Source organism: Geodermatophilus sp. SYSU D01186 (assembly GCF_054050215.1).
Genome location: NZ_JBJGYW010000004.1, coordinates 102,291 through 115,679 on the forward strand (window position 1 = coordinate 102,291; position 13,389 = coordinate 115,679).

General features: G+C 75.6%; 12 protein-coding genes. 7 read left to right on the forward strand and 5 right to left on the reverse strand.

Annotated elements, in window-relative coordinates; translation table 11 throughout:
• Positions 1-149: 149 nt before the first annotated feature.
• Genes ACI784_RS04525 through ACI784_RS04535 form a run of 3 tightly spaced genes read left to right on the forward strand, consistent with a single transcriptional unit; the run spans position 150 to position 2,628 of the window.
• A complete protein-coding gene (locus ACI784_RS04525; RefSeq protein ID WP_456921688.1) occupies positions 150-650 on the forward strand; it encodes a hypothetical protein in 501 nt (166 codons plus the stop codon).
• 19 nt (positions 651-669) lie between these two features.
• Positions 670-1,335, forward strand: a complete 666-nt coding sequence (locus tag ACI784_RS04530) for a maleylpyruvate isomerase N-terminal domain-containing protein (protein WP_457012619.1) — start codon at positions 670-672, stop codon at positions 1,333-1,335.
• 42 nt (positions 1,336-1,377) lie between these two features.
• Positions 1,378-2,628: a geranylgeranyl reductase family protein gene (locus ACI784_RS04535; RefSeq protein ID WP_456921690.1), complete on the forward strand. Its 1,251-nt coding sequence runs from the start codon at positions 1,378-1,380 to the stop codon at positions 2,626-2,628.
• A 205-nt stretch (positions 2,629-2,833) separates the two neighbouring features.
• On the opposite strand, the gene trhA is transcribed toward ACI784_RS04535, so the two are convergent.
• Entirely contained in the window at positions 2,834-3,646 is an 813-nt protein-coding gene (gene trhA, locus ACI784_RS04540; RefSeq protein ID WP_456921691.1) for a PAQR family membrane homeostasis protein TrhA, read from the reverse strand.
• Between the two features lie 134 nt (positions 3,647-3,780).
• Here trhA and ACI784_RS04545 point away from each other — a divergent pair, with 134 nt between their 5' ends.
• From ACI784_RS04545 to ACI784_RS04560, 4 genes are all read left to right on the forward strand, one after another.
• Positions 3,781-4,560, forward strand: coding sequence for an isoprenyl transferase (locus tag ACI784_RS04545; RefSeq protein WP_456921692.1), 780 nt, complete (start codon positions 3,781-3,783; stop codon positions 4,558-4,560).
• Positions 4,561-4,574: 14 nt separating this feature from the next.
• Positions 4,575-5,792 (forward strand): DUF885 domain-containing protein, encoded by a 1,218-nt coding sequence (locus ACI784_RS04550; protein WP_456921693.1) that lies wholly within the window; start codon positions 4,575-4,577, stop codon positions 5,790-5,792.
• 4 nt (positions 5,793-5,796) lie between these two features.
• Complete coding sequence (locus ACI784_RS04555; protein WP_456921694.1) at positions 5,797-5,973, forward strand: hypothetical protein; 177 nt, start codon at positions 5,797-5,799, stop codon at positions 5,971-5,973.
• 232 nt (positions 5,974-6,205) lie between these two features.
• A complete protein-coding gene (locus ACI784_RS04560; RefSeq protein WP_457012620.1) occupies positions 6,206-7,501 on the forward strand; it encodes a PhoH family protein in 1,296 nt (431 codons plus the stop codon).
• Positions 7,502-7,605: 104 nt separating this feature from the next.
• Here ACI784_RS04560 and ACI784_RS04565 read toward each other — a convergent pair whose 3' ends face one another.
• The 4 genes from ACI784_RS04565 to flhA form a co-directional block, all read right to left on the reverse strand.
• Entirely contained in the window at positions 7,606-8,529 is a 924-nt protein-coding gene (locus tag ACI784_RS04565) for a type IV toxin-antitoxin system AbiEi family antitoxin domain-containing protein (protein WP_457012621.1), read from the reverse strand.
• 152 nt (positions 8,530-8,681) lie between these two features.
• The gene (locus ACI784_RS04570) at positions 8,682-8,906 is read right to left on the reverse strand and encodes a hypothetical protein (RefSeq protein WP_456921697.1); all 225 of its coding nucleotides are present in this window, start codon (positions 8,904-8,906) and stop codon (positions 8,682-8,684) included.
• Positions 8,903-11,290, reverse strand: coding sequence for a hypothetical protein (locus tag ACI784_RS04575; RefSeq protein WP_457012622.1), 2,388 nt, complete (start codon positions 11,288-11,290; stop codon positions 8,903-8,905). The genes ACI784_RS04570 and ACI784_RS04575 overlap by 4 nt, the downstream gene beginning before the upstream one ends.
• Positions 11,271-13,313, reverse strand: a complete 2,043-nt coding sequence (gene flhA / locus ACI784_RS04580; RefSeq protein ID WP_456921699.1) for a flagellar biosynthesis protein FlhA — start codon at positions 13,311-13,313, stop codon at positions 11,271-11,273. The genes ACI784_RS04575 and flhA overlap by 20 nt, the downstream gene beginning before the upstream one ends.
• Between the last annotated feature and the right edge of the window lie 76 nt (positions 13,314-13,389).

The window sequence follows — 13,389 nt, forward strand, 5'->3', positions numbered from 1 at the left end:
ACGCTGCAAGCGTGTAATCACAGACGCGCCTGGAGGTCGTCGTGCACGGACACCACTCCCGCTTCTCCGACTCACCCAACCCCTTCATGCGTGGCTTCCGCGGGCGGGGTCCCGGCGGCCGTGGCCGCGGGCCCGAGGCGCCGCCCCCCGTGGAGCGCACCGAGGTGGCCGGGTGGTTCACCGGCCGGCTGCCCGACGGCTGGTTCACCGGGCCGGTGGAGCTGACCGTCGACCGCGACGAGATCACCGTCGTCGGCACGCTGCCCGAGCCGGCCCCGGGCGAGGGCGACGCGGCGGCCGCCCGCGCCGGCCGGATCGCCCGCTTCCGCGAGGAGACCCGCGAGCAGCGGATGGCGATCGCCGATGCCGCGCAGGCCCGCTACGGCCGCTCGGTGGCCTGGGGCGCGGCCTGCGGCGACGCCCGCGAGCTGTTCACCAACCTGTCGGTGCCGGTGATGACCCGGCTGCGGCAGCCGGAGCGCCTCGTGCTCGACACGCTCGTCGACGCGGGGGTCGCCCGGTCGCGCTCCGAGGCGCTGGTCTGGGCGGTCCGCCTCGTGGGCGAGCACGCCGAGGCGTGGCTGGCCGAGCTCCGCGACGCGATGGCCGCGGTGGAGGAGGTCCGCGCGCGCGGTCCCCGCACCGAGTGAGCTCTGCCAGGCTGGCCCGGTGCCCGACCCGGTCGACCTGCTGCGCACCGCCTACACCGACCTCGCGGAGGAGGTGCGCCACCTGACCGCGGCCGGCCGGGCGTGGACGCCGACCGGCTGCACGGGCTGGGTGGTCGGCGACCTCGCGTGGCACCTGCTCGCGGACGCCCGCCGGGCGCTCGTGGCCCTCAACAGCCCCACCGGCGGGCCTGCCGACACGGACGCGGTCAGCTACTGGCGGGGGTGGCGCCCGCCGGGGCCGGGCGACGAGGTCGAGCTGCGCCGCACCCGCGCCGTGGCCAGCCTCATGGCGCCGTCGGCCGACCTCGCGGAGCTGTACGCCGAGACCGCGGCCGCCGTGGTCGTGGCCGCGGGCAGGGTGGCCCCGACCGACCGCGTGTGCACGCAGGGCCAGGTGCTGACTGCCGGGGAGCTGCTGTCCACGCTCGTCGTCGAGGCCGCCGTCCACCACCTCGACCTGGTCCTGCACCTGGACCGGCCGGGGCCGGCCGCGGCGCCGCTCGCGGAGGTCCGCCGCGTGCTGGAGGGGTTGCTGGGCGGCCCACTGCCGGCCGCGTGGGACGACGCCACCGCGGCCCGGCGCGGCACCGGACGCGAGCCGCTGGACGCGGCGGACCGGGCGGCGCTCGGGACGGCGGCCGACCGCTTCCCGCTGTTCGGCTGAGCGCTGCACCGGCCGGTGGCCCCGACCAGGGACACTGGCCGGGTGACCGCCGACGCCGCCGCCCCGACCGCGACCGACGTCCTGGTCGTCGGAGCGGGCCCCGCGGGCGCCGCCGCCGCGGCCTGGGCGGCGCGGGCCGGGCACGACGTGGTGCTCGCCGACGCCGCGGTCTTCCCCCGCGACAAGACCTGCGGGGACGGCCTCACCCCGCGCGCCATGGCCGAGCTCGACCGCCTCGGCCTCGGCGACTGGGCCCGCGGCCACGCCCGCAACCGCGGCCTGCGCGCCGCGGGGTTCGGCCGGGAGTGGCAGCTGCCCTGGCCCGGCGGGGAGTTCCCGGCCCACGGCAGCGCGGTGCCCCGCACCGAGCTCGACGCGCGGATCCGCCGGGTGGCGCTGGACGACGGCGCGACCCCGCTGGAGGGGGCGCGTGCCGTCGACGTCGAGCGGGACGGCGACCGGGTGACCGGGGTGGTCTTCGAGGTCGGCGACGACACGGTGACCGTGGGCTGCCGCCGGCTCGTCGTCGCCGACGGCGCTCGTTCGCCGCTGGGCCGGGTGCTCGGCCGCGAGTGGCACCGGGGGACCGCCTACGGCGTCGCCGCGCGCGGCTACGTGCGGTCCGCGCGGGCGGACGACGAGTGGATCTCCTCCCACCTGGAGCTGCGGGGGGCCGAGGGGGAGTTGCTCTCCGGCTACGGCTGGGTGTTCCCGCTCGGGGCGGCCTCGGGGCAGGTCAACATCGGCGTCGGCACCCTCGCCACCGCCCGCCGGCCGGCCGGGGTGCAGCTCAAGGCGCTGCTGGAGACCTACGCCGACGCCCGCCGGGACGACTGGCGGCTCGACGGGCCCGTGGAGGCACCGGCCTCGGCGCTGCTGCCGATGGGCGGGGCGGTGTCGAACGTCGCCGGGCGGAACTGGGCGCTGATCGGTGACGCCGCCGGCTGCGTGAACCCGCTCAACGGCGAGGGCATCGACTACGGCCTCGAGACCGGCCGTAGCGTCGCCGGGCTGCTCGACGAGGACGACTGGACGGCGGCCTGGCCGGCGTCCCTGCGGCGGCACTACGGGGAGGCGTTCTCCATCGCCCGCCGGCTGGCCGGCCTGCTCACCGTGCCGCGGTTCCTGCCCGCCGCCGGGCCGGTGGGGATGCGGTCACGGGCGCTCATGACCGTCGCGCTGCGGGTGATGGGCAACCTGGTCACCGACGCCGACCGCGACCTCGTGGCCCGCGCCTGGCGGACGGCGGGCCGGCTCAGTGTACGGGTGGACGAGCGGCCACCGTTCAGCTGAGCCGGGGCCCCGGAGGGGTCCCCGGTGACATGGCGGTCCTCCGGACCGCACCGCGACCAGGTGCCGTGCCCCGGTGGCGTCGAGCCGGCCCCGTCCGACGTCGGGGAGCCCTCCGGGCTCCCGCTCCGCCGGACCGCGGCTCACGCCGCGGGTTCCGCCTCGGCTCACGTCCCGTTCGTCTTCGGGGGGTCCTCCGGACCCCCGCTCAGACGAACGGACTGTTGTAGAGGGCGAAGTAGACGGCGATGTAGTGGCAGATCGCGGCCACGATCGTCATCGCGTGGAAGACCTCGTGGTAGCCGAACACCCCGGGCCACGGGTTCGGCTTCTTGATCGCGTAGGTGACGCCGCCGGCCGTGTAGAGCAGGCCGCCGACCGCCAGCAGCACCAGCGAGGTCACGCCGGCGATGTGCAGGATGTCGGTGAGGATGAACACGGCCACCCAGCCGAGGCCGAGGTAGAGCGGCACCCCCACCCAGCGCGGCGCGGTCGGCCAGCTCAGCTTGAGGAACACCCCGGCGAGCGCACCGGCCCAGACCCCGGCGAGGATCCAGTACCCCGTCGGCTGGTCGACGGCCAGCAGGGCGAAGGGCGTGTACGTGCCCGCGATGAACAGGAAGATCATCGAGTGGTCGAGCCGCTTCATGATCTTCCAGCCGCGCGGTGACCAGCGGCGCCGGTGGTACAGCGCGCTGATGCCGAACAGGCCGCAGATGGTCAGGCAGTAGAGGGCCACCGAGAACCCCGAGCGGGCGCCGAGGACCGCGGCCAGGGGCACCAGCACGGCTCCCGCCACGATCGCTCCGAAGAAGGCGAACAGGTGCAGCCAGCCGCGCAGCCGCGGGCGGGTGTCGGGGTGGTCCCAGTCGTCGTCGGCGAAGTCCGCCGCCGTCCAGGTCTGCTCGACGCGCTCGCCCTCCTCGAGGACGGCGCTCACGGCCTGGCCGCGGGGGGCCTGCAACTCGGCGCCGTCCGCCTCGATCCGCACCGGTTCACGGTTGTCGGGGAGAGCGCTCATGACCCGAGGTTACGCAGCCGTAGGTGGACCCGCAGGGGCGCGCACGTGAGCTGCCCGAAGCTCCCGGGGGCCTTTCGTGCAGGTCGCTGACGGGTGCCCGGAGCGCCCGGGCGAGGGGCCTAGGGTGACGCCTCGTGGGGGTTCGGCAGTGGGTGCGTGACGTCCTCACCGAGATCTACGAGCGCCGGCTGGCCCGGGCCCTGGTGGGCGCCGACATCCCCCGCCACGTCGGGGTGATCGTCGACGGCAACCGCCGCTGGGCGCGGGCCATCGGGCTGGAGGACCCCAACGCCGGCCACCGGCGCGGAGCCGACAAGATCGCCGCCTTCCTCGGCTGGTGCGACGAGGCGGGCGTCGAGGTGGTCACGCTCTTCCTGCTCTCCACCGACAACCTGTCCCGGCCCGAGCCCGAGCTCGTCCCGCTGCTGCGGATCATCGAGGGCGTCGCAGAGGACCTCGCCGCGCCCGACCGGCGCTGGCAGCTGCGCCCGGTCGGGGCCCTGGAGCTCCTCCCGGCCGAGACCGTCGCCGTCCTCAAGCAGGCGGAGGAGACCACGCGCGACCGGCCGGGGGCGACGGTCAACCTCGCCGTCGGGTACGGCGGACGGCGCGAGATCGCCGACGCTGTCCGCTCGCTGCTGGCCGAGCACGCCGAGCGCGGGACGTCGCTGGACGAGCTCGTCGGCGTGCTCGACGTCGAGCACATCGCCGAGCACCTCTACACCCGCGGCCAGCCCGACCCCGACCTGGTCATCCGCACCAGCGGCGAGCAGCGGCTGTCGGGCTTCCTGCTCTGGCAGACCGCGCACTCGGAGTTCCACTTCACCGACGTCTACTGGCCCGACTTCCGGCGGGTGGACTTCCTCCGCGCCCTGCGTGCCTACGCCGCGCGGCACCGTCGGTTCGGCAGCTGAGAAACTCCCTGCTCATGGCGGCCCGACCTCTCGACGTCCCCCAGGCCTACGTGGAGCTCGGGCTGCGGTTCGACCGGCTGGAGTCCGGCTTCGTCGACGCCTACACCGGCGACCCGCGCGTCCGGGCCGCGGTGGACGACGAGCCGGCGCCCACCCCGCAGGCCCTGCGCGACCAGGCCCGCGCGCTGCTGGGGGAACTGGGTGCCTCCGGCCTCCCGGCGGACCGGGCGGAGTTCCTGCGCGGCCAGCTGGTCGGCCTGGAGTGCAGCGCCCGGAAGATGAGCGGCGAGCCGGTGGCCTTCCTCGACGAGGTGGCCAGCTACTTCCAGGTCGAGCTCACCCTCGGCGACCCCGCGGCCTACGCCGCCGCCCACGCCGAGCTCGACGCCCTGCTGCCCGGCAGCGGGACCCTCGCCGAGCGGTACGCGGCGTACCGGCGTCGCGAGGAGTGCCCGCCCGAGCGGCTGGCCGAGGCGGTGCACGCGCTGTCCAGCGCGCTGCGCGACGAGGTCCGCGGGGAGTACGGGCTGCCCGAGGCCGAGACGGTCCGGTACGAGGTGGTCACCGACAAGCCGTGGTCGGGCTTCAACTATTACGAGGGGGACTACCGCTCCCGCGTGGCGATCAACGCCGACCTGCCGCACCGCCTGGGCCAGCTGCCGCACCTGGTCGCCCACGAGTCCTACCCGGGCCACCACACCGAGCACTGCCGCAAGGAGCAGGGGCTGGTCGAGCGGGCCGACCGGGTGGAGCACACCGTCTTCCTGGTCAACACCCCGGAGTGCCTGATGGCCGAGGGGCTGGCCGACCTCGGGGTGCAGGCCTCGATCGGCGAGGGCTGGGGGCCCTGGGCCGCCGAGGTGCTCGGCGACCTGGGGCTGCGCCTCGACGGGCACCTCGCCGAGCGGGTCGCGGCCGCGGCCGCCCCGCTGAACCGGGTGCGCCAGGACGCCGCCGCCCTGCTGCACGACCGGGGCGCCGACGCCGACGAGGTCGTGGCATACCTGCAGCGCTGGTCGCTGGTGAGCGCCGACCGGGCGCGCCAGCAACTGCGCTTCCTCACCCACCCGCTGTGGCGGGCCTACATCACCACCTACGTCGAGGGCTTCGACCTGCTCTCGTCGTGGCTGGACGCGCGGCCGGCGGGCCAGCGCGTGGCCGACCGGTTCGTGCGGCTGCTGGACGAGCCGCTGACCCCGGCCGCCGTCACCGCCGAGCTGCGTGCCGCCTGATCGCATGGCGTCCCACGACCCCGAAGAGGCCCGCGACCTGGGCCTGTGGACGGCGGGCTGGCTGGCGGTCCTCCTGGTCGGCGGCCTGTGGTGGGTGGGCGACCTCCGGCTGCAGTGGCCGGTGCTGCTGGTCCCGCTGACCTGGGCGCTGGTCGCCGTCCGCCCCCGCCGGTCGCGCTGATGCGGCTGGTGCGCGTGGTGCCTCGTCAGGGTGACACGACGCCGTTTCGACACGTTCCTGTCACCTCCCGGGCCTAACGTCCGCGGTGGACGACGAGCTCACCTCGTCGTCCACGGGAGGCCCGGTTGGTGCGACAGCGTTCGTCGACCAGAGGGGCCGGTGCCCGGCCCCTGTGCCGGGGCCCGGCCGCCTTCGAGCCGGGGCGCAGACAGCGCCCCACGGGAGTCGACTCGTGACCACTCGCCGCACGTTCGTCCTCGACACCTCCGTCCTGCTCTCCGACCCCGGTGCGCTGCTGCGCCTCGGCGACTCCGACGTGGTGCTCCCGCTCGTCGTGATCGGGGAGCTGGAGGACAAGCGCAACCACCCCGAGCTCGGCTGGTTCGCCCGGCAGGCGCTGCGTCTCCTCGACGACCTGCGGGTGACCCACGGTCGCCTCGACGCGCCGGTCCCCGTGGGCGACGAGGGCGGCACCCTGCACGTGGAGCTCAACCACAGCGACCCGTCGGTGCTGCCGGCCGGCTTCCGCAACGACAGCAACGACAGCCGGATCATGGTGGTGGCGCTCAACCTGCGTGCGGAGGGGCGCGACGTCTGCCTGATCACCAAGGACGTCCCGCTGCGGGTGAAGGCGGCGGCGGTCGGTCTGGAGACCGACGAGTACCGGGCCCTGGACGCCGTGGACGCCGGCTGGACGGGGATGGCCGAGCTGTCCCTGGAGGACGACGAGCTGTCGGCGCTCTACGACCAGGGCGAGGTCTACGTGCCGACGGCGGCCGAGCTGCCCCCGCACACCGGGCTGGTGCTGCTGTCCTCCCGCGGGTCGGCGCTGGGCCGGGTCACGCCGGACAAGCAGGTGCGGCTGGTCCGCGGCGACCGCGAGGCGTTCGGCCTGCACGGGCGGTCGGCCGAGCAGCGGGTCGCGCTGGACCTGCTGCTGGACCCGGAGATCGGCATCGTCTCTCTCGGCGGGCGGGCCGGCACCGGCAAGTCGGCGCTGGCGCTGTGCGCGGGCCTGGAGTCGGTGATGGAGCGGCGGGCGCACAAGAAGGTGGTCATCTTCCGCCCGCTGTACGCCGTCGGCGGCCAGGAGCTGGGCTACCTGCCGGGCAGTGAGGGCGAGAAGATGTCGCCCTGGGCGCAGGCGGTCTACGACACGCTGGGCGCGCTGGTCTCCAAGGAGGTCCTCGAGGAGATCGCCGGGCGCGAGCTCATCGAGGTGCTGCCCCTGACCCACATCCGGGGCCGGTCGCTGCACGACTCCTTCGTGATCGTCGACGAGGCGCAGTCGCTGGAGCGCGGCGTGCTGCTCACCGTGCTCTCGCGGCTGGGCTCGGGGTCGCGGGTGGTGCTCACCCACGACGTCGCCCAGCGGGACAACCTGCGGGTGGGCCGGCACGACGGCATCGCGGCGGTGGTCGAGCAGCTCAAGGGGCACCCGCTGTTCGCGCACGTCACCTTGACCCGCTCCGAGCGCTCGCCGATCGCGGCTCTCGTGACCGAGATGCTGGAGGACATCCCGCTCTGAGTGCCCCGCGCCGCCCGGCGCCGCCTCGCGACTCCTGCGGTGTCTCCTCCCCTCTCGCGGTGCAGCAACACCGCGAGAGGGGACGGAAGACCGCAACAGTGCGCTCACCCGGCGCGGGCGCCCCTCGCGAAGGCCCGGCGCAGGCGGGCGCCGACCACCGGGGGGCGATCCAGGTCCGCCCACGTCCAGCGGGCCATCTCCCAGCCCGCGTCGCGCATCGCGTCCTCGCGGAGCTTCTCCTCGAACACGACGTCCCCGGGATGCTGCCCCGGACGTAGGGCCCGCCCGTACTTCACCCGGCCGTCGAACTCCGCCAGGATCCGGTGCTCGTGCCACCCGAAGTCACTCCGGCCGATCAGGTCGCCGTCCAGGTGGTGGACCCGGACCTGGAGATCCGGCGCCGGTAGGCCGAGCCGCCGGATCAGGACACGGCTGCGGCTCTCCCCGACGCTCTCGCTGCGCCCGTCGGCGAACTCCAGCACCCGCGCCGCCCGGCGCACGCCCGGGACAGCGCCCATCCCGGCGAGCCGCGCACGCAGCGACGCGACGGAGACGGCCCCGGCGGCGAGAGCCGCGTCCGCGGTGACCACGGCGGACTCGAAGGGCACGGTCCGGGCGAGGTCCACCACGGTGCGGGACGGATCGGTGACGAGCAGGCCGTCGACCAGGGTGACCTGCTCCTCGGGGAGCCGGGCCACGTGGAGGTGCACGCGCGCGCTCCCGCTGCCCGCCGCGGGCGGCCGGCGGATGAGGTGCACCCGAGAGGTGGCCACGCGCCAGAGCGGCAGACCGTGCAGGACGGCGGCCGAGGCGTGGCTGACCACACCGGGGCGACGCAGCCCGGCGACGGTCGCGACCACCCCCGCGCGGTGGCGGTCGACGGCCGCTCCCGCGCTCAGGAATGCGCCGCGCTGGAGGCGTTCCAGGTCGCCACGGCGGACCAGCCGGGCCAGTTCGCCGTCCGAGAGGCCGCCGGCGAGGGCGTCGACCCGGCGGAGCAGGCCGGGCCACGGTTCGGTTTCGTTCACGTCCGGAGCCTCACCCACATCCCGGGTCAGGCGGTTGAGCTGCCGGTTTCTGTGGACAAGGCCCCGGACACCTGCGGTGCCTCGCCCGCTCTTGCGGCGTTGCACGACCGCGAGGGTGTGCGAAGTACCGCAAGAGCGGCGGGGACAGCGGGTCAGGACGCGGGAGGCTCCGGCTCGCGATCCCTCGCCGCCGCCGGGGGACGACGCGGTGTGCCGGCCCAGCGCAGCAGCGCGACCGCCGCCCACGCGGCGCCCAGGCACCACGGCAGCCGGACGGCGACCTGGTCCATGCCGAGGTCGCCGCGAACGCCGAGGACCAGGACGGGCAGGGCGAGGAGCAGCCCCACCGCGAGCACGTCCCAGCGCAGCGGGCTCATCTCCCCGGGGTCTCCAGCCGCTCGCACAGCAGGGAGGCCCACCGGTGCACGGTGGCGCGGGCGCCGTCGAGGAGGGCCACGGGCGTGGCGGTGCGGCAGAGGACCGCCGCCGGGTCGGCGGTGAGGTCGGTGTCCTGCACCATGAGCGCGTCGACCCGGGCCAGGCCGTCCAGCCAGGGGCCGACGTCCTCGGGCTTGCGGGTGGCCTCGACCACGGCCCACACCCCGGCGGGGGCGAAGACGGCGACCAGCTGCTCCAGCCAGGTGCTGCTGCCGGCGCGCATCGGGGCGTCGACGGCGACGATCGTCAGCGTGCCGGAGCGGTCGATCTCCTGCTTGCGCTCGAGCGCGGCATCGATGCTGCTGATCCGGTTGCCCTGCGGGGCGAGGGCGGCCAGGTCGCCGCGGGAGGCCCACTGCAGGCGCTCGGCGTCCAGCCGCAGGGTGGCGGCCAGCGAGCGGGCGGCGGCGAGGGTCTCGACGCCCGGGCCCACCACGAGCAGCACCTCACCGGGTCCGCTGGGCAGCGCCGGCGGCGTCGGCAGGCCGGCGGCCAGGGCCCCGGTCAGCGCCGCGTACGTGCCGCGCCGGGCCACGTCGGCGGCGAAGTCGCCGCCCAGCAGCCGCTCCGGGACGCCGAGCTCCAGCAGCCGGCGGACGACTGCTTGCTCGGCCGCACCCGGGCCCGGGGGAACCGGGGCGCCGCCGTGCGGGTCCTCGCGGACCGACGTCACGACCATCGGCGCGCTGCGGCGCCAGGAGGCGGCCCGCTTGTCGACCGGCAGCCGGGTCACCGTGGCCAGCCCGGAGGTGGCACCCGAGGTGCGGGCGACCTGCCCGCCGGCGCCCGGACGGCGGATCGCCGGCGGCACGGGCGGGCGGGACAGCAGCGGCGGGACGGCGAGGGCGGTGCCCGGCGCCGGCGGCGGCAGCAGCGACAGCGGGGGCAGGACGGTGGTGGCGTCCAGGGGGAGGGGGGCGGGATCGCTCGCGGTCGGGGCGAGCACCTCGGCGACGACCTCCCACTCGTCGGCCTCGGCCTCGGCGTCCACGTAGGCCGGGATGCGGGCGGTGTGCGCCTCCGCGAAGGCGTGGTCGTCGAGGTAGCCGTCGGTGTACGCGTACGCGTCGGCGTCCTGCCCGACGGTCTCCTCGTGCGCCGCCGAGTCCGCGAGCACCCCGCGCAGGAGCTGGGTGAGGGCCGCGTCGGAGGTGTCGTGCGCGAGCGCGGCTCGCAGGACCTCGGCGATCGCCTCCTCGCGGGAGGTGATGGGGCCGGTGCTGAAGTCCGGCTCGTGCACCCAGTCGGGAACGCGCGGCGGCTCCGGCGCGACGGGCGTCGCGGCCGGCGGCACCTCCGCGGCCACGACCGGCTCGGCGACGACCGGCGGCGCGGCGGGCACGTCGGTGGTGACCGGGGCGGCCGACGCGACAGCGGGCGCCGGGACGTCGACCGGCGCCGGGGCGGCAGCCGGTGCCGGGGCGGCCACGGACGGCGCGGGGGCGGCCGCGGGCGCGGGGCCCCAGAGCGTGGCGGAGATCGGGTGCTCGGCGACGACCGGTGTCGGTTCGTCGGCCGGGGCGACGGGAGCCGGCGGCGCGACCGGGACAGACGCGGCTGCCGCAGGCGGGGCGACCGGTGCAGACGCGGCGGTCGCAGGCGGGGCAACGGACGGAGCGGCGGGCGCCACCTCGGCGACCGGCTCCCGTCCCGGGGCCTCCTCGGGGACCTCCGACCAGGCGTCCTCGGCGGCCGGCTCCCACGCGGGTGCGGGCGCCGCGGCGGCGACCGCGGCGATGGCCTCGTCGACCGCCTCGCGCACGTCGACGTCCCCGGCCACCATCTGCGCCAGGGCGGCGGTGAACGGCGAGGGCTCCGGTGCGACGTCCACCCGAGCGGCGGTCCGGCTGGGCGCTGCGGCCCGCGCGGCGGCACGCGCCGGCTCGGGCGCACGGGCGGGTGCACGGGCGGGCTCCGGCGCGGTGGCGCGGGCCGGTGCGGCGGCCGGCCACCCACCGGACCGCGGCGCGCGGCGGTCCGTGGCCGGGCGGGCCGCGCTGCGCGAGTACAGCCCCACCGCCGGCTCGTCGTCCCCGGCGAGCAGCCCGGCGACCTCGTCGACGGGGTCGGGCAGCACCGGGGCACGGCGCAGGGCGGCCTCGATGCGGGCCGCGGACTCGGCGCGGGAGGCCGGCCGGCGCTCGACGGGGGTGGGCGCGATCTCCTCCACCTCGGCGACGTAGCGCTCGGTGGTGAAGAACCCCATGACCCCGCCGGTGCGGACCCGGCGGATCCCGACGATCCGCACGGAGGAGCCGTACTTCTCGCGGGCGGCGGCGATGGCGGCCTCGCGCGAGGCGGCCTCAACGGACGGCAACGGCACCGTTCACCACTCCCAGTGACTCGATCTGGGCCGTCCGGGAGACCTCCGTGTAGGAGATCACCGGCAGGCGGGGGAGGATCTGACGCATCAGGCGGGACAGGGCGGCCCGGACCTGCGGGGAACACACGAGCACGGGGGCCAGCCCCAGCCGCTCGGCGTCGTCGAGCAGGCCGGTGCACCCGTTGACGAGCGCGTCGACCGTGCCGGCGTCGAGCGCGAGCACCTGACCGGCGTCGCTGTGCCGCACCGCCTCCAGGAGCCGCTGCTCGAACGCGGGCTCGAGGGTCAGCACGTGCAGCCGCTCGTCGGGGGTGACGTAGGGGTGGCTGATCGCCGCGCCGAGCGCCGAGCGGGCGGCCTCGACCAGCCCGTCGACGTCGGTGCCGACCTTCGCCCGCACCGAGAGCGCCTCGAAGATGCGCACCAGGTCGCGGATGGAGACGTTCTCGTCGAGCAGCCCGTGGAGCACCCGCTGGATCTCGCCGAGGGTGAGCAGCGCCGGGGTGAGCTCCTCGACCACGACCGGGTGGGTGCGCCGGACGGTCTCCACCAGCAGCCGCACGTCCTCCCGGCCGAGCAGCTCGGCGGCGTGCTGGCGGACCACCTCGGCCAGGTGGGTGGTGATGACCGAGGAGCGGTCGACGACGGTGGCGCCGGCCATCTCGGCCTGCCGCTGCAGCTCGACCGGCACCCACTTCGCGGCCAGGCCGAACACCGGCTCGCGGGTGGGCTTGCCGGGCAGCCCGTCGAGGGCGTCGCCGATGGCCAGCACGGTGCCGGCCGGCGAGATGCCCTTGGCGGCCGGGACGCCGTTGAGCCAGATGACGTACTGCGAGGCCGGCAGGTCCAGGTTGTCGCGGGTGCGCACCAGCGGGATGACCAGGCCGGTGTCCATCGCGACCTTCCGGCGCAGCGCCTTCACCCGGTCCAGCAGGTCGCCGCCGCGGGCGGTGTCGACCAGGTCGACCAGGTCGAAGGCCACCTCGAGCTCCAGCGGGTCCACCCGCATCTTCTCGGCGATCGCCTCGGGGGAGTCCGGCCGCGGCTCGTCGGCAGCGCCGGCCTGCACGGCGACGTCCGCGTCCTCGGCGGGGGCCTCCTTCATGCGGGCGGCCATGAGCAGGAACAGGCCACCGATGACCAGGAACGGCAGCTTGGGCAGGCCGGGGATGAGGCACAGCGCGATGGCCGCGCCGCCGGCGATCCGCACCGGCTGCTTGAACCGGCCGAGCTGGGCGATCAGGTCGCTGCCCATGTCGCCCTCGGAGGCCGAGCGGGTGACGATGATGCCGGTCGCGGTGGACAGCAGCAGCGCGGGGATCTGCGAGACCAGGCCGTCGCCGACGGTCAGCAGCGAGTACGTGGAGACGGCGTCGCCAGGAGCCATGCCCAGCTGCATGACGCCGATCGCGAACCCGCCGATCAGGTTGATCAGCGTGATGATGATGGCGGCGATCGCGTCGCCCTTGACGAACTTCGAGGCACCGTCCATCGAGCCGTAGAAGTCGGCCTCGGCGGTGACCTCGAAGCGGCGCCTGCGGGCCTGCTCCTCGTTGATCAGCCCGGCGTTGAGGTCGGCGTCGATCGCCATCTGCTTGCCGGGCATGGCGTCGAGGGTGAAGCGGGCGCCGACCTCGGCGACGCGGCCGGCACCGTTGGTGATGACGACGAACTGGATGATCGTGAGGATCACGAAGATCACCAGGCCGACGATCAGCGAGCCGCCGATGACGAAGTGCCCGAAGGCCTCGATGACCTTCCCGGCGTAGCCGTCGGAGAGCACCAGGCGCGTCGAGGAGACGTTCAGCGCCAGCCGGAACAGCGTCGCGATGAGGATCAGCGACGGGAAGACCGCGAAGTCCAGCGGCCGCTTGATCTGCATCGACACCAGCAGGATCAGCAGCGCGGCGGTGATGTTGAAGCCCAGCAGCAGGTCCAGCACCGCCGACGGCAGCGGCACGACCAGCATGAGGACGATGGCCACAACGCCGATGGGGACGGCGGCCTTCGTCAGTCTCTGCACGAGTCAACTCATCGGCAGTTCGGCTTGAGTGGGGCACCGCGGCAGCGCCGTCCGCCCCACCCGTCACAGGTGTCCC